The sequence below is a fragment of the Luminiphilus sp. nBUS_07 genome, assembly GCF_051201685.1.
Taxonomy (GTDB): domain Bacteria; phylum Pseudomonadota; class Gammaproteobacteria; order Pseudomonadales; family Halieaceae; genus Luminiphilus.
The window spans coordinates 3,156,586-3,183,141 of the sequence record NZ_CP179213.1 but is presented as its reverse complement, the minus strand read 5'-3'; the positions used below and the strand labels follow the sequence as shown (position 1 = coordinate 3,183,141).

21 protein-coding genes and 1 tRNA gene are annotated in these 26,556 nt (G+C 52.0%); 13 read left to right on the top strand and 9 right to left on the bottom strand.

Annotated elements, in window-relative coordinates:
• The first annotated feature begins 9 nt into the window (after positions 1-9).
• The 3 genes from ACMAZB_RS14175 to ACMAZB_RS14165 all read left to right on the top strand — a co-directional run bounded on the left by ACMAZB_RS14175 (position 10) and on the right by ACMAZB_RS14165 (position 3,095).
• On the top strand, positions 10-2,067 hold the full coding sequence (locus ACMAZB_RS14175) for a DUF3604 domain-containing protein (RefSeq protein WP_435212877.1): 2,058 nt from the start codon (positions 10-12) through the stop codon (positions 2,065-2,067).
• Positions 2,068-2,336: 269 nt separating this feature from the next.
• On the top strand, positions 2,337-2,729 hold the full coding sequence (locus tag ACMAZB_RS14170) for a hypothetical protein (protein WP_435212875.1): 393 nt from the start codon (positions 2,337-2,339) through the stop codon (positions 2,727-2,729).
• A gap of 18 nt (positions 2,730-2,747) precedes the next feature.
• A complete protein-coding gene (locus tag ACMAZB_RS14165) occupies positions 2,748-3,095 on the top strand; it encodes a redoxin domain-containing protein (protein ID WP_435218091.1) in 348 nt (115 codons plus the stop codon).
• A gap of 66 nt (positions 3,096-3,161) precedes the next feature.
• Here ACMAZB_RS14165 and ACMAZB_RS14160 read toward each other — a convergent pair whose 3' ends face one another.
• From ACMAZB_RS14160 to ACMAZB_RS14140, 5 genes are all read right to left on the bottom strand, one after another.
• The gene (locus tag ACMAZB_RS14160; protein ID WP_435220092.1) at positions 3,162-4,133 is read right to left on the bottom strand and encodes a peroxiredoxin family protein; all 972 of its coding nucleotides are present in this window, start codon (positions 4,131-4,133) and stop codon (positions 3,162-3,164) included.
• Positions 4,134-4,160: 27 nt separating this feature from the next.
• Positions 4,161-4,373 (bottom strand): hypothetical protein, encoded by a 213-nt coding sequence (locus ACMAZB_RS14155; protein ID WP_435212873.1) that lies wholly within the window; start codon positions 4,371-4,373, stop codon positions 4,161-4,163.
• A gap of 90 nt (positions 4,374-4,463) precedes the next feature.
• On the bottom strand, positions 4,464-4,913 hold the full coding sequence (locus ACMAZB_RS14150; protein ID WP_435218089.1) for a nuclear transport factor 2 family protein: 450 nt from the start codon (positions 4,911-4,913) through the stop codon (positions 4,464-4,466).
• A gap of 195 nt (positions 4,914-5,108) precedes the next feature.
• Positions 5,109-5,615, bottom strand: coding sequence for a hypothetical protein (locus tag ACMAZB_RS14145; protein WP_435218087.1), 507 nt, complete (start codon positions 5,613-5,615; stop codon positions 5,109-5,111).
• Complete coding sequence (locus ACMAZB_RS14140) at positions 5,608-6,018, bottom strand: hypothetical protein (RefSeq protein WP_435218085.1); 411 nt, start codon at positions 6,016-6,018, stop codon at positions 5,608-5,610. The genes ACMAZB_RS14145 and ACMAZB_RS14140 overlap by 8 nt, the downstream gene beginning before the upstream one ends.
• Positions 6,019-6,266: 248 nt before the next feature.
• Here ACMAZB_RS14140 and ACMAZB_RS14135 point away from each other — a divergent pair, with 248 nt between their 5' ends.
• The gene (locus ACMAZB_RS14135) at positions 6,267-6,455 is read left to right on the top strand and encodes a hypothetical protein (RefSeq protein ID WP_435218083.1); all 189 of its coding nucleotides are present in this window, start codon (positions 6,267-6,269) and stop codon (positions 6,453-6,455) included.
• A gap of 125 nt (positions 6,456-6,580) precedes the next feature.
• Here the strand turns inward: ACMAZB_RS14135 and ACMAZB_RS14130 are convergent.
• The 3 genes from ACMAZB_RS14130 to selA all read right to left on the bottom strand — a co-directional run bounded on the left by ACMAZB_RS14130 (position 6,581) and on the right by selA (position 10,004).
• A tRNA-Sec gene (locus ACMAZB_RS14130) sits at positions 6,581-6,675 on the bottom strand.
• Between the two features lie 6 nt (positions 6,676-6,681).
• A complete protein-coding gene (selB, locus tag ACMAZB_RS14125) occupies positions 6,682-8,607 on the bottom strand; it encodes a selenocysteine-specific translation elongation factor (RefSeq protein ID WP_435218081.1) in 1,926 nt (641 codons plus the stop codon).
• Complete coding sequence (gene selA, locus ACMAZB_RS14120) at positions 8,604-10,004, bottom strand: L-seryl-tRNA(Sec) selenium transferase (RefSeq protein ID WP_435218079.1); 1,401 nt, start codon at positions 10,002-10,004, stop codon at positions 8,604-8,606. Before selA ends, selB begins: the two co-directional genes overlap by 4 nt.
• Before the next feature lie 215 nt (positions 10,005-10,219).
• Between selA and ACMAZB_RS14115 the strand changes: the two genes are divergently transcribed.
• The 6 genes from ACMAZB_RS14115 (at position 10,220) to ACMAZB_RS14090 (ending at position 19,652) form a co-directional block, all read left to right on the top strand.
• A complete protein-coding gene (locus tag ACMAZB_RS14115) occupies positions 10,220-11,773 on the top strand; it encodes an acyl-CoA carboxylase subunit beta (RefSeq protein WP_435212861.1) in 1,554 nt (517 codons plus the stop codon).
• 21 nt (positions 11,774-11,794) lie between these two features.
• Positions 11,795-12,010, top strand: coding sequence for a biotin/lipoyl-containing protein (locus tag ACMAZB_RS14110; RefSeq protein ID WP_435212859.1), 216 nt, complete (start codon positions 11,795-11,797; stop codon positions 12,008-12,010).
• Positions 12,011-12,134: 124 nt separating this feature from the next.
• Complete coding sequence (locus ACMAZB_RS14105; RefSeq protein WP_435218077.1) at positions 12,135-13,889, top strand: amidohydrolase; 1,755 nt, start codon at positions 12,135-12,137, stop codon at positions 13,887-13,889.
• A 232-nt stretch (positions 13,890-14,121) separates the two neighbouring features.
• The gene (locus ACMAZB_RS14100) at positions 14,122-16,953 is read left to right on the top strand and encodes a TonB-dependent receptor (RefSeq protein ID WP_435218075.1); all 2,832 of its coding nucleotides are present in this window, start codon (positions 14,122-14,124) and stop codon (positions 16,951-16,953) included.
• 63 nt (positions 16,954-17,016) lie between these two features.
• Positions 17,017-19,029: a tetratricopeptide repeat-containing sulfotransferase family protein gene (locus ACMAZB_RS14095; protein WP_435218073.1), complete on the top strand. Its 2,013-nt coding sequence runs from the start codon at positions 17,017-17,019 to the stop codon at positions 19,027-19,029.
• On the top strand, positions 19,026-19,652 hold the full coding sequence (locus tag ACMAZB_RS14090) for a sulfotransferase family 2 domain-containing protein (RefSeq protein ID WP_435218071.1): 627 nt from the start codon (positions 19,026-19,028) through the stop codon (positions 19,650-19,652). Before ACMAZB_RS14095 ends, ACMAZB_RS14090 begins: the two co-directional genes overlap by 4 nt.
• Here the strand turns inward: ACMAZB_RS14090 and ACMAZB_RS14085 are convergent.
• On the bottom strand, positions 19,636-20,607 hold the full coding sequence (locus ACMAZB_RS14085) for an aspartyl/asparaginyl beta-hydroxylase domain-containing protein (protein WP_435218069.1): 972 nt from the start codon (positions 20,605-20,607) through the stop codon (positions 19,636-19,638). The two genes, ACMAZB_RS14090 and ACMAZB_RS14085, sit on opposite strands and share 17 nt — an antisense overlap.
• Before the next feature lie 685 nt (positions 20,608-21,292).
• Here ACMAZB_RS14085 and ACMAZB_RS14080 point away from each other — a divergent pair.
• The 3 genes from ACMAZB_RS14080 to ACMAZB_RS14070 all read left to right on the top strand — a co-directional run bounded on the left by ACMAZB_RS14080 (position 21,293) and on the right by ACMAZB_RS14070 (position 26,521).
• A complete protein-coding gene (locus ACMAZB_RS14080) occupies positions 21,293-23,533 on the top strand; it encodes a TonB-dependent receptor (RefSeq protein WP_435218067.1) in 2,241 nt (746 codons plus the stop codon).
• A 185-nt stretch (positions 23,534-23,718) separates the two neighbouring features.
• Positions 23,719-24,924 carry an acetyl-CoA C-acyltransferase gene (locus ACMAZB_RS14075; RefSeq protein WP_435218065.1) on the top strand — a complete coding sequence of 402 codons (1,206 nt, stop codon included), beginning with the start codon at positions 23,719-23,721 and terminating at the stop codon, positions 24,922-24,924.
• A gap of 31 nt (positions 24,925-24,955) precedes the next feature.
• On the top strand, positions 24,956-26,521 hold the full coding sequence (locus tag ACMAZB_RS14070) for a carotenoid oxygenase family protein (RefSeq protein WP_435218064.1): 1,566 nt from the start codon (positions 24,956-24,958) through the stop codon (positions 26,519-26,521).
• Positions 26,522-26,556 lie beyond the last annotated feature (35 nt).

Genomic DNA, 26,556 nt, shown 5'->3' with positions numbered 1-26,556 from the left:
GATGGGTAAATGAATCGAATCAAAATGCATGCTGGATATATGTGGCTGGTGACACCTGTTTTGATCAGCCTGACTGCTTGTATGGAGCAGGGCCCCGATATCAGTGAGACCATGTCCGCCCGCGCAAATATTCCCAGCCAGGTGCTTGAGATCAATAACACGATAGTCGATCGTCGACAGTACAGTGCTGAAAGGAATGCCTATTTCGGTGACTTACATGTTCACACCGGTTACTCCTTCGATGCTTATGCCTTTGGAACTGTAGCTACGCCTTATGATGCTTATCGATATGCCAAAGGCGAACCTCTTGCCCACCCATCGGGCTATGAAATGCAGCTGCGTCAGCCCCTAGATTTTTATGCCGTGACCGATCACGCCATGTTTATGGGCTTATTGAAGGAGGCTGCGGATACCACCACTAAGTTCTCTAAAACTAGCGCGGCGCAGCCTATACATAATATAAACGCTCCGGATAATTACGGGGCCTACAGCTTTTTTGGCAGGCAAACGGCGTTTGCAACATTTTTACCTGATGTGGTGGGCGAATTAATTGCCGGTAATCTTGATGAGGTGGAAATAGAGGCAGTCACCCGGTCGGCCTGGGCTGACAGTATTAATGCGGCTGACCAGTACAACCAACCGGGTAAGTTCACGACTTTTGCGGCTTATGAGTACACCTCTTCGACGGATGAAATGGGCAACTTGCATCGAAACGTGATCTTCCAGGGAACCGATCGGTTACCCGAGGTCCCCTTCTCACGCTTTCACTCCCAGAATCCTGAAGGCCTTTGGAACTGGATGGACGACTTGCGCGACCAGGGCGTTGAGAGTCTAGCGATACCGCATAATTCCAATGGATCCAATGGTGCCATGTTTGCTCTGGCCGATTGGGCGGGTGACCCCATGGACGACGACTACGCCGACCTGCGTATGCGCAATGAACCCCTGGTAGAAATCACTCAAGTGAAAGGCACCTCTGAAACGCACCCGTTGCTATCTGAAACCGACGAATGGGCTAATTTTGAACTCATGCCTTTTCGGGTTGCCACGACGCTAGACAGTGTCGCTCCGGGGAGTTACGTCCGAGATGGGTTACTGCGTGGCATGGCGTTGTCTGAGTCGGGCACCAAAAACCCTTACAAGTTTGGTTTCGTGGGCGCCAGCGATACCCATACAGGGGCTATCTCGGATGATGAGGAAAATTTTTATTCTAAGGTGGGTTTACTCGACGGCACTCCGGAAATGCGGGGTTCGGTACCCGCCTCATTTTTGATGCGTACTATCGTTAAGTACAGCGCACCGAATCTACTGAAGGAAGTCGAGGGCAAAGACTATTTGACCCTATCAACATTTGCGACTTGGGGTGCCTCAGGGATTGCAGGGGTGTGGGCTGAAGAAAATACTCGCGAGGCTATTTACGATGCCTTTCGGCGTAAGGAGACCTTTGCGACCAGCGGACCGCGAATGAAGGTGCGCTTTTTTGGCGGCTATGAGTTTGATCCTGCCATTATTGATGACCCTCAAATGGCCAAAAAAGCGTATGCCCAGGGTGTCAGTATGGGGTCTGACCTGATCGCCTCGGGTGACAGTGCACCACAGTTTCTAGTGTGGGCTGTCAGTGACGCAGTTGGTGGCGTGCCGCTGCAGCGCGTGCAGGTAATCAAGGGCTTTGTAAAAGGTGGAGAGCATGCAGAGCAGGTCTATGATGTGGCTTGCAGTGACGGACTCTCCGTCGATCCAACGACTCACCGGTGCCCCGATAACGGCGCTCGAGTCAATCTAGCTGATTGCTCGATTACACCGGATGTGGGTGCTGCCGAACTTAAGGCCGTCTGGCAGGACCCTGATTTTGAGGCTGGTCAGGAAGCCTTTTACTATGTACGAGTGCTGGAAAATCCAACGTGTCGCTGGTCAACGTGGGATGCAGTGAAGGCTGGAGTTGAGCCTCGCCCAGATTTACCCAAGACGCTTCAGGAGCGGGTGTGGTCATCGCCTATTTGGTACAAAAACAAGCTGTCACCCCTTGAAAGAATCAAAGCGTCAGTGAGCCTACTCAGCGACGATTAGATCGGACCTTCTGTATCCAAGGAAGGTTCCGGCAGGGAGGTTCAAATTCACTGGTCGTGAATCTCTCCGTTTGCGAGGAGGTGGTGGCTGCATCTATGCGGCCATTCATTCATGGAGCCGCTAATTTTTTGATAATGTGTTATCGGAGATGGGTATGGCTTGGCGCAAAGGCCTATCAAGCTCGCTCAACTCCCCACACTGTTTAGCGGTATTGAGATCAACGGGTGTTTTTTGTATTGTTCAAGGACGGCCAGCTGAGGGTTCGTCGATTGAAAGCAGGAACTAAATTCGGTATCACAGCTTTTACGCTCGCGGCCTGTACCGCAACCTTATGGTTTTATTTTGTTCGCCAGGTAAATCTACCCGACGATCGAACCGGTTTTGTAGTGGCCTTTGTTTTCGCGGCTGCCCTAGGTGTCACAGCCTATATCAAAGGCACAAGCTGGGTGGGCGGTCTTCCACCTGCAGTGGCCATTCTGATCAGCGCATTCCTGACCTTTACTATCTCGGTAAGCTCTCAGAGCGTTGACACCAAGAAAGTGATTGCGGTTGGTGATGAGATTCCACATTTCTCCGCAGTAGACGACGAGGGGCAGGTTTTCGATTCAGAAGCGCTGCAGGGGCACTTGGTGTTGATTAAGTTTTTCAGAGCCCACTGGTGACCTTACTGTGTCGGCGAGTTGCGTCGACTCGAGGAATTGCGCGCAGAGTTTGATCAGCGCGATGTCAGGGTGGTCACTATCAGTACGGACCCGCCCGAAGATATTTTGGCAGAACGACACCTTCACGGTTTGCAGGCACGGATGCTATCCGATGTGCAACTGGCGGTGACTGATGCCTTCGGATTGCGAAATACCGGGTTCCACTCTGCTCCCCTAGCCCATGAATCGGTGGCCTTACCGGTACCGGCCACGCTACTGATTGATCGTGAGGGCAAGGTTCTTTGGTTGGATCTATCAAAAGATTACCAGCGGCGATCTGATCCGTCGGTGGTCCTGGCTGCAATGCGGGCGCATTTTGATTCGTAGGTTGGGGCAGGTCGTGAAGGGTCCAATTGCCCGCTAAGATCGTTGCGGTACCAATGTTACCCCTACTTAGGTGTCGTGGTGCTGTCGGGCCTTGCGTTTTAGCCGTCGGGTTTTCCAGATAAGCTTCAACAGCCGTAGCGGGTTCGATCGGATCTTTCGCCATAGGAGCCTGCGCATAGCTGGGGTGCTGTCATAATTACCTTCGCGCTGACCATGCCCCCTGTGCACGGAAAGATTGGGTACATCGACCACATCGAGGGGTAGTTCAATGGTAAAGCGCTCGGTTCGGGGGAGTAGGCATTCCTCATCGCTGCAGGCTTGATAGCAGACTTCGAAGTCTATGGAGGCAGATGCTGCTGGAATGGCTGCCTCGGTCGCGAGATCGCCAGCTGGGAAAAAGGGCACCACAATATCTACTTGATCGCTCCAGACGTTGAGATCAACGGCCATTAATTTATGGTGGTACGGCGTTGTGGGTGGGTACTTTACCGGCAGGCACTGCAAGTCTTGAGGGCCCACAATTTTTACCTGTGTGGGGGTTAACCCCTTGGGGGCGGGGGTGCCGTAAAGGTGTAGTCCCTCTCTAAGGGTAAAACGCACAATCAGTTGACGGATGATGCCTTGGCGAAGACTTCCATTGCCGCCCCGGACGGCGGCTGTAATCGTAATATCCTCATCACCCCCGGTAGCTGTTGGCACCTCATCTTCAAGCTGGATGAACCCAAGGGCCGCATCAATAAGCGCCTCTGGGCTTTCCCGTTTTTTATACGAGTCATGGAAGAATTTTGAAATCACGAGGCCGTCTTCGTCGCAGACAAAGACCCCTGGGTAGGGAATGCCATAAATAAAGGCATCGTCTTTGGATACTTGTGTATTTAAAATACCGTACTGCGCTATGACCGATGAATTTTCGTCGGATAACAGCGGATAGTTTATACCCTGAGCCTGCGAAAACTCCCGAAGGGCTTTCGGGTCGTCGTAAGAAACTGCGTAGAGCTTGATGCCGTTGGCTTCAAACTTGGCGTGAGCATTTCGCAGCTCCCCGAGCTGCGTCCAGCAGGGGGGTCACCAAACTGCAGATCGATAAAAGACCAGCGCTGCCCTCGAGTGACCGCGATCTTCATGAAAACGAACTTGCCTGCCAAACGCGTCGGGAAGTTCAAAATCGGGAAGCCGTTCTCCGATAGCAGGGCCAGTGCATGCTCCTGCAGGCAGGCTTGCTCGCACCGGGTGCCCTACCGGGGCGGGAGCATCGAAGCCGAGACTATCTCGTTCCATGATTATTTACCCTGCTGCAATGCCTAATCTCTGTGACATGTTAGGCGAGTCCCTTGCTTGAGAGAAGTGTCGCGCAATTGCAGGCAAAAGCTAGGGTTTTGCCGCTTCTAACATGGCGGCTGAATCATCGAAGGGTTGGAAGGCCACGTACTTACCATCTTTGATCTTAATCATGTGAATTGACTCGGTATCAAGGCCCTCTGCAGTCATGTGTACGTGAACAAAGACGGTGTCGCCAGATTCATAAAAACCGATGGGATCAACGTGGAATTCGGGCCACATCTTGCCGATGGGGGCAAAAATGCCGGCCTCAACAGCAGCCGGCCCTATGTAGGTACCGGTGTAAGGTAAGCCGACTTGAATCGTCCAAATGGCATTTTCTGCTTGGACTGCGCGCCAAGCCTCCATGTCTCCAGAATTAAAGGCATCATACCCTGCCTTGGCGGTCGCGATATTCTTTGAAACTTCGCCATCTTCATGATGGCCGGCGTAGACAAAGCTTGAGACGAGTAGTGATAAATACAGAGCAATAGTTTTCATGGTTGATCCTTTTGATGATGTTTACTCAAGGACGTTCCCGCACTAAAACGTTAAAAATAAGCTGTTCAACCCCCGAGATACGCCATTACGTTTTGCCTCTGGCAGCGGCGCATAATGGACCGGAGGATTTAGCCCATAGGCGGTAAACCCATTTTCAAGGTAAAGCGTCTCATCCGCTTTTTGGGCCACGGTAGCCTACCAGGTAGAGCGTCGGTCTTCTCGCATCAATATGAGAACAAGAGCGACAAACGAACTGTTCAAAAAGATGTAGATCGTTAAAAACGAGGTGTCATTGGGCGGATTTAAAACGACGAAAAGCCTTGCAGTGCCCGAAACAAGAAAATAAGAGAGCACGCCGGCATAACACGCGAGTATGGTGCCTAGTGGTTTCTTCAACAAAATCCAAACATACAGAGAAACCAACATTAGAAAACCTACCCCAAAGCGGATCTGATGTAGCCGGTAGTCTCCGTAATGCTTTGTCCACCCGTGGGAGACGAAGTTGTCAAGCAAGCCGGTGCTGTACATCCCAAGATAGGCGGCAGACATAGCGGTCGCAGCAAAAAGACAGACCTTGAACAGCCGTGTTTTACCTGAAAGCGCTTCCTGAATATTGGAGAGGCTCAGTATTTGAGGCTCCAGCAGCGCCTGTAACTCTTCTTTGGAAAGTGTAGGTCGTTCGTCGAGTTTGTTGTCAGCCATGACTTCCCTCCCGTCGATATGCCTCAACAGCCATATACACGATGGACATGAGATATAAAGGGCGCAGTGTCTGGACGATCAATCCGGTTGTAGACTCAGAGACAAAAAATATGTTGTCGAGAGCAAGGTAGTCTTCTACGAACGCAATCCATGAAATTATGGAAACGATAGCGAGAACTTTAGCGACCGGCCGTTTCGAAAGACGCAAGTACGTGTAGAAAACGATTAGGCCACCGGTTATAGCGGCACGATAATGCACTAGATCCTGGGCCATTTGATAGGCGACAGGGGAAACAGTAACGACTTCAGCGCCTCCCATTTGCAGCACTAAAAGTGTGTGCAGTAAAACAGCTCCGGCAAATGCATACAAAATGATTTCGGAGGTGTTGTAAGCATTGATCATTGTTGTTGCTCCACTAATGCCCACCACTCCTACGGATTAACACAAATTTAAAAATTAAGATACTTTTTATTAAGAGAGGCAAAAAACCTTCACATAAAAAGTTTTTCGATTTATTGGTCGCCTTGTGTTGTTGTCCGGTGATTGGTCTCTTTCTCTGCTTTTTCATATGTTTATGCGCAGATTGTGAGTGTTTTTGTCTATTGAGGTGAGGGTTTCCCCGCCAAAAACATTATGGATAGCGACACCGTATGACAGGCATTGTGAGCTTGCCGCAGCAAGCGATTGCCAAAATGGGCGCACCGGGCAAAGAATTGGAACTGCGAGATGTGCGTGTTTCTGTCAGCCCATTGATCGCTCAGGGGTCTTTTACGCCAAAGACTGCCAAATTTAACGGTGCGATTCAGCGTCGCGCGTTCTCGATGACTGACAGGCTTTGAGGCGGGTTCTGGGACCCATTGTTTGATTGAGCTTGATGATCCCTAGGTTCAGATTGCCACATTGAATAAAACAACGCTTTTATATGTGTTTGTCTTCTTTTGGAATGGTGAACTAGTTAAATAGTTGGCGGAAGAGGTAGGAGTCGAACCCACCAGGCGCTTTCTCAGCCCCTCACTGGTTTTGAAGACCAGGGCACCCCACCGGGGACATCGCTCTTCCAATATTTCAGGGCTCAACACCCAGCGCTCGCTGCACATTAGCACGGGCCAAAAGTACACGCACGTTACCCTCCCGGCGAGTAAGGTGCAGGCGATCGAAGTGCTCAAGAATCTCAACGGTCAGATTGCGGCCCGTCCCAAATCTGGCTTTTAATACAACGACGGATAAGGCTTCACCTTGATCATGGGCCAAAGAGAGGTGCTCGTAATAATGTAGGAGCTGTGACGGGAGGGCGTAGCGATGATTGTTAAGTTCATGGAGTTCACCGCGGCCCATGCCGAGGCGTATTGCCTGTTTGGCAAGCGAATCAGGTACCTGTGCTTGCGCTAGTAACTCAGTCAGTAGCGGCAGGGCAGTACCGGCTCGTTGCAACTGCGCTTTTAGTTTCTCCCAATGATCCAGCGTTTGCTGAGATTTAGCTGGCTGAAAGTCTTTTCGACTGATGTGCCCCTCTTTGTGTGCCAGACTGCCTGACCGCAGCAAAACTTCCACAACCGCAAGTCCAAGGGGTAGGTCAAAGCTATGCGCCAGTGCTCGTTCTAGGGAAGTCATTTTTAAGCCTAGAGACTTTGGTTGCTCCCGGTGCCATTCGTCGATGTGGTGCTTCAGCCATCGACTAGCAGATTGCCACTGTTTCTCTGCAACAGCCCAGGTCGTTCCGTCCCGTTGAAATTCGCGAACCTCATCGATTGGAAATACATTTTCTGGCACCTGCCGATGGTTACGAATCGCCCAAAATCTCGAGAGGTTGACGGTTAGCTGGGCTTCTAGCAATTGTAACAGCGCAGATTGTGCATCGGATGTTTGCAAAGCACGCAGCCAACACAGACGTGCCCGGCGTGCTTTACCAAACTTAGGCCCTTCCGGGTCGAGTACCTTGCCACCGCCAAGAATACGGGTTTCTGCATGATCCTGAACTAAAAAGGGCTCTCCCCAGATGCTGCTGATCGGGTGTTCGAGTATCAGCTGCGCAAGGCAGGATTCGCCAGGTTTTAAGGGGCCCTCTGGTGTGTCGATATGAGCTAGGCGTGCGGCCAAGCGTTTGGCACCGATATAAAGCTTTACTGGCGCCATATGCTTCAGAGGGAAGGGAGCATTGCTCAGCAAACTGACCTCAACGTCGAGGCGCAACGCGGGGGGCGGTGCTTTGGGTGCTACCAGCCAGTCCCCGCGGGTTATTTCTTTTAAGGAGACTTTACCGGCGATGGCGAGTGCGACTCGTTGGCCGGCTGATGCGTGCTCAACCTCCTGGCTGTTGGCCCTCAAGTGTCGAATACGAACCGACTGTCCTCCTGGCAACAACTCGAGCGGGTCACCTTTTCGTGCCTCACCGGCACTTGCGGTTCCGGTGACGACAAGCCCGACACCCTTAACGTTGAAGCTTCGGTCTATCGAGAGACGAAAGCCCCCTGAATTGCGCAGCCGTTGATGAGCTGCTGCGGTGCTGATCAAATGATCCTTGAGGTCATCCAAGCCGTCGCCGGACACGCTAGATACCCCAAAGGATCGATGTGCTGGCCAGCGGCGCGGCTGGATCAGCGCATCGACTTGCTGCAGCACCTCATGAACTCGCGATGGGTCAACCCTGTCGACCTTATTGACCACAACGCATACGCGCGCTACGCCCAAAATTTCGAGTACGTCAATATGCTCAAGGGTTTGGGGCATTGGGCCATCATCGGCAGCAACAACTAATAGCCCCATATCGACACCGCTAATACCGGAAATCATGGTGTTTATAAATTTTCTATGGCCGGGGACATCAATAAACCCGAGGGTTTCGTCGGACCCTTGGGACATAAAGGCGTAACCTAAATTAATCGACAGTCCGCGTTCGACTTCTTCGGCGAGAGTATCGGTTTCGACCCCGGTCAGTGCGCGAATGAGCGAAGTCTTGCCGTGATCAACGTGCCCCGCGGTCGCTATGATCAAAGTGCTAGTCCGCTCAACTGTTGGGTAAGTGCGGTTTTCTGATCATCCTCTAGGCAACGCAGATCAAGCCACAGCGCCCTCTGATGAATACGGCCAATCACCGGCCGGGGCAACTGACGAAAAGCCGTGCTCAAGGCGCGCAACTCACTGTCAGCGCCAGAAATTGACGCAATCTTTAATGCCGAGCTGGGCAGCGTTTCTACAGGCAAGGAGCCGCTGCCAATCTGGCTTAATGATTCCTCGACACTTACGGAATACTGCGGTCCCAGTGCCGACTTAAATGCGGGTAGCAGTGAGGTCGCAAGCTCTTCTATAACTGCCGTGGGCCGGGTAATGAGCCGCAAAGTGGGCAAGTTTTCGTGGAGCTTTTCCGGGTGGTTATAGAGCTTCAGTGTTTCCGCAAGAGCTGCCAGCGTCATCTTATCCAAACGCAGGGCTCGCTTTAGGGGGTTGGACTTAATCTGGGCTATCAGGTCTTCGCGGCCAGCGATCAGCCCGGCCTGAGGCCCTCCAAGCAATTTGTCACCGCTGAAAGTCACCAGGTCGGCGCCATGGCCGATGGCGTCGGCGACGGTGGGTTCATTGGGAAGATTAAGCGCCGCAAAATCGAGCAGGTTGCCACTGCCCAAATCAATCATAAAAGGAATGCCAAGGCCTGAGGCCAGCTTTGCCAGCTCAGATTCGGTGGGGTTGCTCGTATAACCCTCAATCCGATAGTTACTGGTATGAACTTTCATGAGTAGCGCCGTATCGGCATCAACACCCTCGGCATAATCTTTAAGGTGAGTGCGGTTGGTGGTGCCTACCTCGGTGAGCGAGCAGCCAGCGCGGCTCATAATGTCGGGGATGCGGAAAGAGCCGCCAATCTCGACCAGCTCTCCACGGGATACTGCCACTTTGCGGCCCATGGCCAAAGTGTTGAGTGCGAGTAGCACCGCGGCGGCGTTGTTATTGACCGCGGTGGCCGCCTCGGCCCCCGTCTGTTCGCAGATCATGGCTTCGATATGGGCTTCTCGATCACCGCGTTTGCCACTGGTTAAATCGAACTCCAGGTTGCTGGCGTTGCTTGCCACGTCCGTAACTGCCCGAATGGCTGATTCGCACAGTTGCGCTCGACCTAGGTTGCTGTGCAAAACAATGCCGGTCAGGTTAAAGACGGAAATCAGTGTGGCGTCATGGGCAGAGGCCACCCCTTCGACAACCGATTGTTTTATTTTTTCCAGATCAATTGGTGGCGAACCTCCCAGGCTTATTTCTTGTCGCAATTGCGATAGCTGCTTGCGTACTGCCTGAGTAACCTGCGCGTGGCCCCAGTGGGCGATTGCGTCTGGCATCGAGTCGAGGATGACGCCAACAGCGGGTAGCTGTCGCAATTTTTTTTGAATCGGATTGTCCACTTTGGGTGATCTATTGTTGCCGAGCAGAGGGTGGAGTGTAGCGCTTACCCATCAGAGGGCAATATGTTTGGCGGTGCTTCACCTAGGGCTGCAGGGTCACTACTGCATCTGTTGGGTGTTTGCGATCTGCAGGCTTGCGGCGGTCCTCCAAACCAGCACATAACAGCTAAGTGAGATAAGCTTTGCTGAGTTAATGAAGAGGCACTTGCTCACCCATGACCTGGAAACTAGAAACCGACGAAATAGAACGCAGGCGGGAATTGGCACTGAGTCAGGGTGGGGAAGAGGCGATCGCCAAGCAGCACAGCCAAAACCGCCTAACGATCCGTGAGCGCATTGAAAAACTGATAGATCCGGGAAGCCTCGAGGAAGTTGGGCCAGCGGCGGGTACTCCGCACTACGACGAAAACGGCGTGCTGACCGGGATGGACCCTGCCAACTTTGTGCTGGGCTTTGGCAAAGTGAACGGGCGCAGAATCGTGGTAGGTGGTGAGGATTTTACGCTGCGAGGAGGCTCGCCCTCCGCAGCAGGGCTTAGAAAGAGCGTCTATGCAGAGGAATTGGCGGTGCAATACCGGCTGCCGCTTGTGCGATTGCATGAGGGTTCAGGAGGAAGCGTTGGGGGGACCGGTGGAAAAGGCCCTAGCTTGCCTGGGCCAGTTAATGCGCCGGCGCGGTTTCGTTCAGTAGCGCAGGCTATGGCGACCGTGCCAGTGGCCAGCGCAGCTCTGGGGGCAGTCGCGGGGCTACCTGCTGGTCGTCTTGTGGCTTCGCATTTTTCAGTCATGTCCAAAAGCACAGCGCAGATTTTGACGGCTGGGCCTGCGGTGGTGGCGCGGGCCATGGGGGAACAAAAAAGCAAGGATGAGCTGGGAGGTTGGAAGGTACATACGAAAAATGGCACCGTTGATAACGGGGCCGAGGATGAAGGGGCGTGCATCGCCGAGATTCGGCGCTTTCTCTCGTACATGCCCGACAATATTTATCAGCTGGCCCCGGTCATTGACTGTGACGATCCTGTTGACCGATGCGATGAGCATCTCTTAGAAATTGTACCCCGCAATCGCAGGCAAGCTTTTGAGATGCGCTCGGTCATTGCATCGGTTGTTGATCGGGACAGCTTCTTTGAAATGGGTCGCGGTTATGGTCGATCGCAAATCACGGGGCTTGCACGCCTTAATGGTCAAACCGTGGGTGTTTGGGCAAACGATGGCAAGTTCCTTGCTGGCTCTATGACGGCCGATGGTGCCCACAAAGCAAGACGTTTCATGGAGCTTTGTGAAACCTTCAGCTTCCCCATTGTGAGTCTCGTTGACGAACCCGGTTTCATGATAGGCAGTCAGGCAGAGCGTGAGGCGACTATTCGCCATGGCGCCTCGGCAGTGCTGACAGCAGCTTTAACGACGGTGCCTTGGATCTCGGTCATGATTCGACGATCCTTTGGTGTTGCTCAGGCTGCTCACTATGGACCTGATGGTTATGTCATTGCCTGGCCCTCGGCAGAGAGTGGGCCGTTGCCGGTTGAGGGCGGCGTAGCGGTGGCGTTTCGGCGAGAGATTGAGGCGGCGCCTGATCCGGATGCGCGGCGACGGGAGCTCGAGGAGCAGTTAGCAGCTAAGCAGTCGCCCTTCCCCAGAGCTGAAGCTTTGGGCGTCCACGACCTCATCGATCCGCGTCAGACGCGCCCCGAACTGTGTCGCTGGCTAGATCGGGTCCAGCCGCTGCTGCCATCACTATTGGGTCCAACGGCTTTTTCTATCAGGCCATAGCCATTGTTGAGGAATATTGTCATGACAAAAGTTGAGCTAGAAACCGGGGGTTCGGTCTGGAAGATGCTGGTGCAGCCCGGAGATCATGTGGCCCAAGGCGATACCTTATTTATTTTAGAGGTGATGAAGATGGAGGTCCCTTACCCAGCACCCGTTGCAGGTGAGGTGATTGCCACACACATTGCCGAAGGCGATGCTGTCGAGGAAGATCAGCTGGCCATTGAAATTTCACCCTAGATCGTTTTTGCGTGGGTACATAGATTGCTGTTCCTTTTCTCCACGCCTGATTCGGTGGCTACTGGTAGGGGTGTGCATCCTATTCAATGTATTGATTGACAGGTTTTAATGAGGAGTGCGAGCGATGCGATGGCAAACAACAACAAACTGGATGCTGTGGTTGAGGGCGTTCACCGGTAAAGGTTTACTTTCTTGTGCGCTGTTTATCGGCACGACGGCCCTAACCGAGGCTGCTGATTTGATGTTTGTTGGCGGGCATATTTATACCGCTGACGCCAGCAAGCTAAGTGCTGAGGCGCTGGTCGTTTCCGACGACACGATTGTTTTTGTTGGCTCTAGAAAAGAGGCTGAGGCTTACCGCAAACCGTCTACCCGAACGATAGATACAGAGGGCAAAATGGTAATGCCCGGATTTCACGATGCACATCTGCATACCTTTATGGGTGGGCGCAGTTTATTAGGCTGTGATCTTGCAGAGGCTCCCGATCTTCAAGCGGTTGAGGCGATTCTCAGTTTATGCCTTGAAAAACGACAGCAGCAGTGGCTGGTTGCTGAGGGCCTAAATCTGGGTTTTTTTGGTCAGTCTGGGCCCGAGCTGAGCTGGTTAGATGGCGTTACTGATCGCGTGCCCATGCTCCTCAGGGCGTCCGATGGACATTCGGTCTCTGCCAATACTTTAGGGCTGGCGATGGCTCAAATCTCCGTTGAAACCGAAGACCCACCGGCAGGTATTATTGAGCGCGATGAGCTGGGTGTACCTAGCGGCACCTTTCGCGAGTCGGCAATGGATTTGTTAGAGCGATACGTCCCGACGATGACCGAGCAAGATCGTATTGAGACGATGCGCGCTGCGATAAAGGCCATTAATCAATTTGGTATTACCAGCGCCTTTGACGCTTGGGTAAGCGCCAGCGATGTGGCTGCGTATCGCGCTCTCGAGGCAGAAGATCAGCTGACACTCCGAGTAAGGGGGGCCTTGGCTTATGGCCACGGCGATCTATTTACCACCGACACGACAGCTGTTTACGAATCCAACTTAAATGAACGGGAAGCGCTGAGCACGGATCGTTTCAAGTTGGGGGCGGTAAAGCTATTCATTGATGGAGTTTTAGAGGGGGAAACAGCAGTTTTGCTCGCGCCTTATCTCAATAAGCCCGGGTATCTTGGCGAGCTGACGTACCCTCAAGACGAGCTGAACCAAATCGTCTCTGATTTGGTCAGTAAAGATGTACAGGTTTACACTCATGCGCTGGGCGACGGAGGTGTGCGCGCCATATTGGATGCTTTTGAGTTCGCTCAGCAAACTCATGGGCTGAAAGACCTGCGCCACCAGATTTCCCACATGCAGTTAATCCACCCTGACGACCAAGGTCGTTTTGCCGAACTCAATGTGGCGGCCAATTTTCAAGCGCTGTGGGCACTCCCCGACGAGTGGATCATCAATCTCAACTTGCCAGTAGTCGGTTTGGATCGCGTGCACCGGATGTATCCGATAGCGAGTGTTGTTGAATCAGGAGCAACGATTGTGGGTGGCAGTGATTGGAATGTGAGCTCTCTCAACCCATTAAATGCCATTGAAGTCGCCATTTTGCGACAGGACTGGATGAAAAACGACGCGCTGACCACCGAGGAACTCCTCCAGCTAGATGTTCTGAATCGATCAGAGCGCGTGGGCCTCGACACAATGCTCAGGGCCTATACCATTAATGCGGCTTGGTCGATGCACCAAGAGGCGGTGACGGGCAGTCTGACGGCTGGCAAGCGGGCTGACATAGTCATTCTCTCGGAGGATCTGTTTGCGATTCCGCCGCAGCGCATTAGCACAGTGCAGGTAGAACAAACGTTTATTGATGGGCAACGGGTCTATTCGAATGAGTGATGGCTAGAATAGGCCGCTGCTATTTTTGACCTCCGGGTGTTCGAGGCCTCGCACAGATATCCAATTAATGCGGCTGCTGACGCGGGCCGCTACACCCTTTTTCCCGGGCAAGTTAAAGAAATTCGCCGTTTGCACGCAGCGCACAGAAAAGGTACGCTTTTTTCAACCAACAATAAAAAATTGGCTTTATCTCGCAAAAGTTGAATTTTACTCATTAAAAAAGGTAGCTCGTATGTCTGATTCATCAGGTTTCCAACGCACGCCGCTAGCCGCAGCACTCGGTTTTGTACTTCTTCCCATGGTCTCAAGTCCCGCTTTCGCTCAGCTAGAGGAAGTCGTCGTTACAGCGACAAAGCAAGCTGAAAGTCTGCAGGATGTCCCAATTTCTGTGAACGCCCTCTCAGGCGACTCAATGCGTTCTCAGGGCATTATGACTTTTGACGAATACGTAGACTTTCTGCCCAATGTCATCGACGCCGGTAACGCGCCGGGCATGAGAGAAATTTATATTCGCGGCTCAGCAACCGAGCAAGGCTCGGTCACTGTGTCATCAGCACAGGGATCAGCTCCCGGTGTAGCACTGTATTTAGATGAGACCCCCGTTTCTTTTGGTGGACGTAACCTCGATGTTTATGCCTCTGACCTTGAGCGCATCGAAGTGCTTGCTGGGCCCCAGGGAACGTTATTTGGTGCCAGCTCTCAGGCCGGCAACATGCGGATGATCACCAATAAGCCCGTAATGGGTGAGATGCAAGGCCGGGTAGATGTGGGCATGTCGTCGACTCATGGTGGCGACAACAGCAGCAACATCGAAGGCATGATCAATATTCCAATCGGTGACAGCCTGGCCATTCGAGCTGTCGGCTATAACAACCGTCAGGGTGGATGGATCGACAACACCCCGTCTACCTTTACGCCGTCAGGCCCGGTTATTGACCGTAACTCGATCGGCTATGGACCTTACTTCAGAAATTTCCCTGACACGGTGGTCAACAGCGTCAGCAATACCGACGAAGTGAAAGAAGATTGGAACGAGGCGACCTACACAGGCTACCGAGTCGGCGTTAAGTGGGACATCTCTGACGACTGGAGCGCGCTGGTACAACACTCGTCGCAAAAGCTCGACGTCGAAGGATCGTTTCTAATCGACCCAAGCTTGGGCGATGATAAATCGGCCAAATTTCAACCAGAGAGCAACGTTGATGAATTTGATTTGACGACTCTGACTATCGAAGGGCGTATTGCTGGTCTCGATATTGTTTATGCCGGTGGTTACCTCGATAGAGAAATCGACTCTCTGATTGATTACACCCACTACAACAATGGTGGCGGATACATTACTTACTACCTGTGTAGCGGTAACATTTATGCCGCACCGGGACCCAACAACCAAAACACCTGTTTCGATCCAAGAAAGGCATACCGAGACAAAACCAGCAACGAGCGCACCACCCACGAGCTGCGCATCAGCACTGATCCCGATCGACGTTGGCGCGTTATGGCTGGAGTTTACTTCAGCGATGTAGAAACCAAGACATTGGGTGAGTTCCAGTATTACTCAACAGGAGACGCCTTTAGCGATTTTCAGGTGAATTACTATGGTGCTGCGGCCCAATCACCTTATGATCTGGCAAACGAGACGATTCCTGGAGTCGCTGGAACCAATCAAATTGGGCCTACTGGACCCTTGACGACCTTCTACAACGATTACACTCGAACCGAAGAAGAAATTGCCTTTTTTGGCCAGTTAGCGTTCGATATTACCGATAACCTGACCGCAACGATTGGCGCTAGAAAGTACGATCTTGAGACCCAGTTGACGGGCGCTTCCAACTTCTCATTCGGATGCCGCTACGGCGGTAATGGCGGCGGCGGTGCAGCAGATGGTTTCTGTAACAGTCACCGCTTTAGTAACAGCCCCACCGATCGATTTACTGCCCTTGGTGCCTACAACAACGGCAACATGACCGACGACCAGTTCTTAGCGCTGCTCAACTATCCTGGCGCGGCAGCAACTTACGGCGGTTCGGCGAAAGAAATGTTCAGAGGCGGTGGTAACAACGCGGCAACCCTTCAGGCGATTAAAGAGGGCCGTCTTGATATCTCTAGCATCAACAACGAGGGTGTTACCGAAGAAGACGACACCATCATCAGGTTCTCCCTAGATTGGAGAATTAATGACAACATCATGCTCTACGGTGTGTATTCAGAAGGCTATCGACCCGCAGCCCAAAACCGCAACGCCGGTCAATTGGCAAGTAATCAGTCGGGAATTTACGAGGGCTATGTGGTACCCGCTGTCGCGACGACAGATGAACTGGAGAACATGGAGCTAGGTATTAAATCGGAGCTTTTCGATAATACTCTGCGACTCAACGCCAGTCTCTACAGCACCGAAATCACCGACTTACAGGTGGCGCGATTCGACCCATCGAACGTTGCCTTCCTCGTATTCCTTGAGAACGTAGGTGATGCTGAGACGCGCGGTTTAGATATCGATTTCATGTGGGCGGCAACGGGTAGGCTGACTCTGAGCGGTGCTGCGAGTTTCCTCGACACCGAGCTGACACGCATTAACCAGCAGCTACAGGGAGTAAGTGTGCCTCAGGGATCTGAGCTGCCTCTGGCACCCAGTTTCTCAGGCAACATCCGCGCTCGATATGACTTCGATTTCATGAAGGGTAACGCTTGGGTGAATGCAGCTCTGGTCTATCGCGGTGAAAGTGTGACCGGTATCGTGGGCAGCGCCGAGTTCATGACTGACACTCACCAGCTCGCTTACGGAAATGATCCCGGCGTGGCTATTCAGGATGAAGGTGGAACCTTCGGTACCGTCGCCACTTCTAACGGTAGCGTGCCCTCAAACTCACGCTACGTGAACGAAGCGGCCACAACCCTGAATATGGGCTTAGGCTATGCTCGTGATAACTGGACAGCTGAAGTGTTTGTTAACAACCTGACCTCAGAAGAGGGCTACGTGGTGCAAACAGCCGGTAAATTTACGCCGGAGTCCAGTATGATGCGTCCACGAACCATGGGCTTGCGGTTCGGTTATTCCTTCTGAGGAAGCCAGCATCTGAGATCAAAGGGCGATCATCTGATCGCCTTTTTTTTGGGACATAATTTGATGACCAGTACTACTGCACCACAGCAATCACTTGAAGATATTCAACGAAAACTCGCCAGCGGTGACCTACCTGCTGCGGGCGACATGATAGACAAGCTGTTACCAGAGTTTTCAGGCGATCCGAATCTGGCCTACCTGAGTGCCTTGCGCTATCGCCTTGCTGGCGATCCTGCCCGTGCGATGGCGAGCTTGTCTGATCTGACGGCCAACTTCCCAGCAATGGCGAGAGCCCACCAAGAGGTCGCTGTTAATTCACTTAGCCTGAATTTACCCGAGCAGGCCCTCGAGGCGGCCGAAAGGGCTGTGGCTTTGGACGGGTCCTTGATGACATGTTGGGAGTTGCTCATTCCGCTTTATGCGCGTTTTGCCCCTGAAAAACGTGATGGGGCCGACCAGCAAATTGCCTTTCTAAAGTCGCTGCCGCAAGAACTCAGAACCGTTATGAGTTATCTGTCTCAGGATTTGCTCAATGACGCAGAGCGCTTGTGTAAATATTTTTTAAGAGACAATAAGACTCACACAGAGGGCATGCGTTTGCTCTCTGAGGTGTTGACTCGAAAAAATATATTGGATGAAGCTCAGTTCTTACTTGAGACATTGCATGAGCTAGAGCCTGAGAACTTAGCGGCGTCGATTCAGCTATTTCACGTAATGATGCGTCGTCAGCGCTTCCACTCAGCTTATGAGCTGGCGGGAGAGCTTCGAGCCCAGCAGCCCCACGACGATGATCAAATTGCCAAGGCATACGCTGCGGCTTGCTTCGCAGTGGGCCAAACTGACGAAGCTGGTGTGTTGTACGAAAAACTGCAGCAGGTACACCCCACCGATCACCAAATCCCTATCAGTCAGGGCCATATTTATAACGCTAGCGGTGATAGGGCCTCGGCGATCAATGCGTTTAAAGCCAGTGCGGCGATAAAACCCGATCATGGAGACGCCTACTGGAGCCTTGCCAATACAAAGTCCTATAAGTTTGATGACGACCAAATTCTGCAAATGAAAGATTTGGAGCAAGACGCCACCATAGGGAGCGTCGATCGGATTCAGATTTGTTTTGCTTTGGGTAAGGCCTTGGAGGACAAACATCAATTTGATGCGGCTTTCGAGTTTTACGCTCGGGGCAATGCTCTGAAATTACCAACCACGCACTTCAATGCAAAACAGCTGTCAAAGCGTATTGAGGCGCAAATAGAGGTGTGCACGAAAGCGTTATTTGAGCAGGTAGGGGATGTGGGTGTAGCGGCTAAGGACCCCATTTTTATTGTTGGACTGCCTCGAGCAGGGTCAACGCTCCTTGAGCAGATTCTTGCCTCGCACTCCCAGGTAGATGGCACGATGGAGCTTCATAACGTTCTCGACCTTGCCAAGCGGCTGCGTGGTCGCGACGAGGCAGGTCAAGAGGATCCGCGTTACCCCAAAATACTGTCGGAGCTAGACACCTCATTATTTGAAAAATTTGGTCAGCAATTTATTGAGCAGACCCGTGTTTATCGCGGCGACGCCCCGTTGTTTATCGACAAGATGCCCAATAACTTTTTTCATATTGGCCTCATTAAACTGATACTTCCCAATGCCAAAGTCATCGACGCTAGGCGCCACCCCATGTCCTGTTGCTTTAGTGGTTTTAAGCAGCTGTGGGGGGAAGGGCAAGAGTTTTCCTATGGCCTGGATGAGATTGGCAGCTATTACAAGCAATACACACGGCTCATGGATCACTGGGACGAGGTGCTGCCAGGCTTCGTTTTAAGGGTTCATCATGAGAATGTTGTCGACAACCTCGAAGAGGAGGTTCGTCGAATGCTTGATTTCTGCGGCTTGCCTTTCGAAGACGCTTGCTTAGACTTCCACAAAACCGAGCGAACCATTAGGACGCCGAGTGCGGAGCAGGTGCGACAGCCAATTTATCGGTCCGGGTTGGACCAATGGCGAAATTTTGAGCAGCATTTGGACCCGCTTAAACAGGCCTTGGGCAGCGAGCTACGGGCAACCTACGGCGTCACTCTTAACGAATGATTTTTTCTTCAAGTCGGCAGTTTGTTTTTTTTGCAGTGCCAAAGACGGGCACCCACGCGGTGCGCGAGTTGCTGCGGCCCCATCTTGGTGTGGGCGATTGGGAACAGCAGTTGCGATATGGCCAACAGCTCGCCCCTCTGCCAGAAATTGCCGCGGTGAATCATGGGCACGTGGCGTACCGACAGCTCGCGAAGGTCGTGCCTGAAGAACAGCTAGGCCGCCAATTCAAGTTTGCCTTCGTTCGCCATCCCTACGATCGGTTTGTGTCAGTTTGTGCTTTCCTTGGGCGGTCTGATCCAACTTATCGGCAAGACCCCACTGTGTGGATGAAGCGAGCACTGACTCGGCCCCAATTTCGCAAGCGAGTGCTCGTGGCGTCGCAAACTTCGCTACTAATAGACGGGCTATCAAACGCCGTTGCTATGGACTTTGTGGGCCGCTACGAATCGCTGCAGCGTGATTGCGATCATATTTGTAGCGTGCTCTCGATTCCCACAGAGCCCCTGTCCCTTAAAAACAGCTCCGAGCACAAGACTTATACCGAAGTGCTGGATGATGACCTTAGGCAAGCCTTGCTACAGATGTATGCCGATGATTTTGAGGCCTTTAACTACGACCCGTAGCAAATTCCTCAGCTCGATGTGGCTGTAAAGCGGCACCCAAAATGCGCTGCATTATGACGGGGTTGATGCCAACATTGTTGGAGCTTGTCACCAAGACCCTTGGGCCTTGTTTTAACGCAGATCGCGTTCTCGCTAAAAGTTCTTGAAAGCCAGTAATACCCTCAGGCGCGAAGCCATACAAAGACCACTGTTGCCGCCAATCGTGGACTAAATCGAATAGCAGGTCATGGTAGTACTCGAGTATTTCTCGATCGTTGTCTGCGTTGGCCGTACAGTCAGCCATGAGCTCAGCCACGATCGCCGACATTTCCCCCGGCGCCATAATCGGTGCGCAGGGAAATTGTTCGGTAACCAGTTTGGGTTGCTCTCGAGAGTCGAAGGCGATGGCCTGAGCGGGCACAGCCGCCTTGCCACGCTGCAACTGACGAACTTCTCGCCAAAAATTCGCAGACCCCGCGATGTCAATAACGAGATGGATTCGATCTTGGGAGCTATTGTTGATCACCCGGTGCCTTTGCCACGAATCAAACAGCCAGCTTTCACCGGCTGCCATGTGAACTTCCTCAGGCCCGCAAAAAAAACGAACGGCGGGGTCGGTCACAATGGGTACATGAATTCTGACCCGGCTATACCAGTGGTAATTAAAATCGACGTGTTCCTGAACTACGGCTCCGGGCGCAAGTCTCATCAGCCGGCTTCGCGCTACCACCTCCTTGAAGCTGGCGACGACCTGCAGCATATAAGGGGACTGTAGCAGCCAAGGCGTGGGGGCCATTGCCCCATCAAAACCGTCTTTGGCAACACCGTTAATCGACACAAGGGGCACGGCGCTATTACCCTCAAGCCCCGAAGGGTGTGGCAGCCATGACTCACCCTCCAGTGCCGCCACCTCGTCATGCAAGGCTGAGGCATCAAAGGTATAGGGGAGTTGTAGGAAAGGTCGATCTAGCTCCAAACTGACACTCCGTTGAGACTGAGACTTCGGTTACTTCCATTCACTGGAATCCGCAACCACCCCTTTTATTGTCTTTAACAGATAGGTGAGAAGCTAGGGCCTGCTAAGGAATCTTTATCACAATTGCCGGCTGCCACTAGGGTTGCCTTTATTTTTCACCGCCAACGCTACTATCTGTGTACTTACGACCATATTAAGCGAGGTAGATGGACGCTACATTATGGTTCGCTTCACAACGAAACCAAGAGGATACAGCAGTACCAAATACCGTGCATCTCAGGCTTGGCTGTTGCTTCGGACACATTTTCTATCTAAGTAAGGTGTAAATGGGTTGGTTTTCAACCCGATCTAGTGAATCAGCCTCAAGCTTCAAAGACAGCTCCCCAGCCCCTTGATGCAAGGTTTTCTCGCAATTTTTTAGGTTCGCACTAGCCAAGTGCCTTAGGCCGGGCTTGACCCATCTTAAAGCTTGCATTAAAAAACGTTATGATAGATTATCCTCGGAACAGATAGGATTCGGTTTATGGGATGTTCCTAAGAATAATTAATTTAGACGATTTTTATCGTCAAATATTCGTATTAGGCTCGGATTAATTGGAATCTTCTTCGAAAAAATCGGGAAAAAGATATTTCTTTGTTACTGCCATAAAAAAACTATAAGATTTTTTGGATAAGGAAAAAGCATATGCACGGTTTAAAAATGCACAGAATAAATAGCCTTTCAGCTGCGCTAATGACAACGACGACAATTTTTCTGGGGGTTAGTCACTCGGGTTTTGCTCAAACAAGTGGAGCGCTTGAAGAAGTGATCGTTACCGCAGAGCGCAGAGCGCAAAGTTTGCAAGATGTCCCCATCTCTATTACCACTTTTGGCGGTGATCTCGTGAACGAGGGGGGTATCGTGTCCATGGAGGACGTTGCGCTGCGTACACCCAATTTCAAGATGACAGCCTTCAACATTACAGAGCCACAGCTTTTCTTGAGAGGTATTGGTAACACCAATGACTCATCGGGCTCCGATCCTGCAGTCGCGGTGTTTATTGATGACGTTTATTTGGGGCGGCCCAGTGGTGCATCGACAGATTTTTATGATTTAGAGCGCATTGAGGTGCTGAGAGGTCCTCAGGGAACCTTATATGGTCGCAATTCTGCTGGTGGTGCCATCAATATTTTTACGAAAAAGCCGCAGCAGGAATTTGAGGCAAAGGTGGGCCTGAGCGCGGGCAATTATGGGCTGGGTAATTTACGTGCCTATGTTAACGGCCCGCTGTCGGAAAATATTGCCGGTAAGCTGACCATGAACATTCGTAAGCGTGACGGTTACGCCGAAAATATTACCACTGGGCAAGATCTGGAAGACGAAGACACTAAGAGTGTGCGCGGTCAGTTGTTGTTCACGCCAACAGACAATGTCGATGTGCTTTTGGGCTTTGATTACGCCGATATCGATACGAGCGGTAATAACCGATTCCTTATGAATTTGGAGATATCAGATTATCCCGGTGTCGTGGTGCCGTTGTATCCTAGCTACTACGCGCGTGGCGTGGCTTCAAATAATCTGATCGGTAATGACCCCCGAAAGGCCAATCATGAGGAGCTTCAGTACTCTAATAAGGAGATCTTGGGTTTTCAGGGCCGCGTTGATGTCGACTTCGATTGGGCGCAGTTAACTTCGATTACGGCTTATCGAGAGAGTGAGTCAGCTTGGTGGCAGGCGCTGAACCCGCAGCTGTCTGCTCGTCTGGGTGGGGAAGGTCTACAGGAAGTTGATGATGGTGCTGAGCAAGAGGCCGAACAGTTCTCTCAGGAGTTTAGATTGTCGGGAGAGGGCGACCGTTTGAAATGGGTCGTTGGCGCCTACTTCTTTTCAGAGGATGTAAAGCGGTTTGAGAGATTTACGACTTGGTGGGATCCCACCTCGCATTTGGCGGTACTCGGTGACGGCACTGCTGATTTTTTTCAGGATTCTAAAAACGAGAGCATGGCATTCTTTGGCCAGTTCACTTACAACATTACTGATGCCGTGGCGTTGACCTTGGGTGCGCGATATACCGACGATGAAAAGTCTATCGATAACGATACAGCCGCGCCGGTCCCTAACTCGTCACCTGTCTTTGCGTCGGGGGTCCCTCTCTTCAGCCCGCCTTATTCCGTTGCAGCGAGTGAGTCGTGGAGTGAGACGACCATGAGAGCTACGGTAGATTGGCATATCACTGACAATCACATGATGTACGCAACCTACTCTGAAGGCTTTAAAAGCGGCGCCTTCAACGGTACTCAACGTTATCCCGAGCTTGCAGAGACACCGATTAAACCTGAGCTAGCTACAAACTACGAACTGGGTTTTAAGACGCAATGGCTTGACGATCGTCTTCGCATTAACGCCAACTACTTCGATTTAGAATACGAAGATCTACAGGTTTGGGTGCTGACTAACAGTGTTCTGACGGCGTCAAATGCCCAAGCGAGCTCGGAGGGTATTGAGGCTGAAATCGCATTGGTCCTCGGCGAAAATTTAACGATCAGCGGAGGCTTTGCAACGCTGGATGCCAAATTTACTGAAGGTAATAACGAGGGTAATGACTTGCCTAGGGCACCGGATACCAGCTGGTCGATTACCGCCGACCTGGGGTTCCCCATGCGCAATGGTGCGGCGCTCGATTTTCTTGCCACGGCGTCCTACACCGATGAATTCCATTTCGAAGTAGACAACGACCCTCGTGGCTTGCAAGAGGATGTTACGGTTCTTGATGCCTCGGCGACGTACACAGCCCCCAACAGTGGCTGGGATGTGTCGCTTTGGGGTAAGAACCTAACCGATGAGCTTTACGCGACACACCACATTGACGGCTCGTATATTGGAGCTACACGTATTTTCGCACCACCAAGAACCTATGGTGTGAGCTTTAACTACTACTGGAAGTAATTGGCCTCCGCCGGTAACGATGTCCTTTTACAGGGAGCCTGCTGGCTCCCTTTTTTGTTGGAGACTTTGTATTGGCGGAAAGGGGGAAGCTCCACTAAGGCAGTAGACCGGAAAAATTTAAAATTTTATGCTGCAAGTCAGTGGCGTATAAGCCTGTTTAATACGCGTTATTTGAGGTGATTTTTGTGGAGCCAGCATACATTTATGATGCGATACGGACCCCCCGTGGCAAGGCTAAGCCCGACGGTGGTCTCCATGATTTATCGCCTTTTGAACTGCTGGCTCCGCTTTACACTGCGATTTGTGAGCGAACAGGTCTCGATGCGCATTTGGTGGGTGAAGTCGTTCTTGGGTGTGTGACTCAATACGGTGAGCAAGCCGGGAATATTGCAAAAACATCGGCTTTGTACGCGGGCTTTCCAAGTCAAGTATCCGGGCTAACCATTACGCGATTCTGTTCATCTGGTCTTGATGCAATTAACGTGGCCGCGCTGAAGATCAACGCGGGTCAGGAGCAAGTGGCGCTGGCGGGCGGGATAGAAATGATGTCTCGCATTCCAATGATGAGTGACCAAGCGGCAATTTTTGCAGACCCTAAAGTCGCTCTCTCGGCACGTATCCTGTTAATGGGCAGTGGGGCAGACCTTATTGCTTCGCTGCAAGGAGCATCCCGAGCGATGGTGGATGAAGTGGCGTTGCTGAGCCAGCAGCGTGCGTCACACGCCACCAACGCTGGATTTTTCAAATCGATCATTGCGATTGATAATCCGACTAAGAAGTGCGTCGTCCGTACCGACGAATGCATACGTCCCCAGACGACCATGGAATCTCTTGCTCAGTTGCCTCCAAGCTTTGCTGAAATAGGAAGGGCTGGGGCCGATGCCGTGCAGCTTGCTCACTACGATCATTTAACTGCCATTTCTCATGTCCACACGGCGGCCAATTCCCCGGCGATGGCCGATGCTGCAGCCATGGTCCTCATTGGGACTGAAAGCTTGGCGAGAGATATAGGGAGCCGTCCTCGGGCGGTAATCAGGGGCATGGTCAACGCCTGTGATGAGCCTCTACAGGTCTTGTCGGGTTGCGTGGTGGCCACTGAAAAGCTGCTGCGCTCTCAGGGGCTATCGGTAGATGATATTGATCTCTTTGAAATTCATGAGGCCTTTGCGGCGACAATTTTAAAGCTGCAGGCTGATCTTGGTATTCCGACAGAGAAGCTGAATGTAAACGGCGGGGTTATTGCCATGGGCCACCCTCTGGGTGCGACAGGGGCCATCATGATGGGAGTCTTGCTGGACGAGCTTGAGCGTCGCCAGCAAACCCTGGGCGTTGTTGCGACGAGCGGTGCAGCGGGTTCTGGCACTGCAATTCTTATTGAGCGCATTGACTGAAGAATAAAATATCAACACGGAGAAAGGCTTTATGTCTAATCATTTAAGCGAGGAGACTTTCGACCTGTCCATTACACATAAAAACATTCACACCCGATCACCTGAGGGTCTGCCAACCCCAGGTGTGCCTGACTGGGTTTGGAGCGTTGATCATCCTTATTTGCACGGCGTCTTCGCGCCTGTTGCCGACGAGGCTTCAGTTAATGATTTAACGCTTGAGCAAGGTATGTTACCCGATGACTTGGATGGGCTGTATGTGGTCAATGGCCCAAACCAGCGCTTTAAGCCCACAGGCAGATATCATTACTATGATGGCGATGGAATGCTTCACGCGATTTATCTATCCGGGGGCACGGCAGCTTATAAGTCAAAGTGGATTCGCACCCAGCCTTTTCTCGAAGAGGAACAGCAGGGCCACAGCATTTGGCCTGGATTATGCGGCCCTTTTAATCACGATCTGCCGGGTGCGCCGATTAAAGATAACTCCAATACTGACGTTATTTTTTATCAGGGAAAATTAATGAGTCTTTGGTATCTGGCTGGAGCTCCTCAGGCTATCGACCCGCTGACCCTTGAGACCTTGGGGCAAGAGACGCTAGCCGACACGCTTAACCATAACTTATCCGCTCACAGTAAGGTTGACCCACGCACGGGTGATCTCATCTTTTTCAATTATAAAGACACCAAGCCCTTCATGACCTATGGGGTGGCTAATGCGGCAAAGGGTATCAGGACTGACGTTCCTATCGACCTTCCGGGTCCCAGATCACCTCACGATATTGGGATTACCGAGCGCTATTCTATCTTGCATGACCTGCCTTATTTTCATGATGCAGAAATACTCGCGCGACACAAAAAGCGCGTTGTTCGCTTTCACCATGATGTGCCGGCGAGATTTGGCCTGATACCACGCTACGCGGAAACCGACAATGTGCGTTGGTTTGAGGCAAAGCCCTGCTATGTACTACACGTGGTGAATTGCTGGGAGGAGGGTCAGTGTGTGGTCATGATTGGCTGCCGTCAGTCTAACCCCGGTGGTAATCGGGATCCTGAGGACGGCCCCTTAGCCTCCCAGCTTGCTGAACGTCGGCGAACCCATCAACTTTATGAGTGGCGGTTCGATTTGATGACGGGATTGACGCAAGAGCGCGCATTGAACGATCTCAACCTAGAGTTTCCAACGATTAACAACCGCTATCTGGGCATCCCTAGTCGCTTTTCTTATCTTCAATTACTGCCCGAGCCACCAAAAGGGGAGGGTGTAGAGGGGCGCTGTCAGACGTTTGATGCGCTTGTTAAGTACGATTTTGAAACCAACGAATATCAAAGATATGACTACGGTGAGGGCGTGAGCGGCAGTGAGTCGTGCTTTGCGCCGCGAAGCGGGGTGTGCGGTGAGCTGGCTGAGGACGACGGCTACGTCATCACCTACACGCATAGCCGCAACGACTGGATTTCACGCTGTTTAATTTTTGATGCCAGGAACATTGCAAAGGGGCCTATTGCGACGGTGCGTATGCCGCGGCGATTCAACGTCGGCTTTCATGCGACCTGGGTCGATGGTGTCGACCTTCGATCTGATACCGAGGCGCGCTGATTTATAGGCCCGCTTTCACAGGATTCGTGTTTAAA

Bases quoted from the DNA above. Each gene is read 5' to 3' on its own strand.
- ACMAZB_RS14110 (WP_435212859.1), top strand. From the start codon at position 11,795: ATGACAAAAGTTGAGCTAGAAACCGGGGGTTCGGTCTGGAAGATGCTG.
- ACMAZB_RS14115 (WP_435212861.1), top strand. From the start codon at position 10,220: ATGACCTGGAAACTAGAAACCGACGAAATAGAACGCAGGCGGGAATTG.
- ACMAZB_RS14155 (WP_435212873.1), bottom strand. From the start codon at position 4,373: ATGGAACGAGATAGTCTCGGCTTCGATGCTCCCGCCCCGGTAGGGCAC.
- ACMAZB_RS14080 (WP_435218067.1), top strand. From the start codon at position 21,293: ATGCACGGTTTAAAAATGCACAGAATAAATAGCCTTTCAGCTGCGCTA.
- ACMAZB_RS14095 (WP_435218073.1), top strand. From the start codon at position 17,017: ATGACCAGTACTACTGCACCACAGCAATCACTTGAAGATATTCAACGA.
- ACMAZB_RS14150 (WP_435218089.1), bottom strand. From the start codon at position 4,913: ATGAAAACTATTGCTCTGTATTTATCACTACTCGTCTCAAGCTTTGTC.
- ACMAZB_RS14100 (WP_435218075.1), top strand. From the start codon at position 14,122: ATGTCTGATTCATCAGGTTTCCAACGCACGCCGCTAGCCGCAGCACTC.
- ACMAZB_RS14145 (WP_435218087.1), bottom strand. From the start codon at position 5,615: ATGGCTGACAACAAACTCGACGAACGACCTACACTTTCCAAAGAAGAG.
- ACMAZB_RS14140 (WP_435218085.1), bottom strand. From the start codon at position 6,018: ATGATCAATGCTTACAACACCTCCGAAATCATTTTGTATGCATTTGCC.
- ACMAZB_RS14070 (WP_435218064.1), top strand. From the start codon at position 24,956: ATGTCTAATCATTTAAGCGAGGAGACTTTCGACCTGTCCATTACACAT.
- ACMAZB_RS14175 (WP_435212877.1), top strand. From the start codon at position 10: ATGAATCGAATCAAAATGCATGCTGGATATATGTGGCTGGTGACACCT.
- ACMAZB_RS14135 (WP_435218083.1), top strand. From the start codon at position 6,267: ATGACAGGCATTGTGAGCTTGCCGCAGCAAGCGATTGCCAAAATGGGC.
- ACMAZB_RS14090 (WP_435218071.1), top strand. From the start codon at position 19,026: ATGATTTTTTCTTCAAGTCGGCAGTTTGTTTTTTTTGCAGTGCCAAAG.
- ACMAZB_RS14105 (WP_435218077.1), top strand. From the start codon at position 12,135: ATGCGATGGCAAACAACAACAAACTGGATGCTGTGGTTGAGGGCGTTC.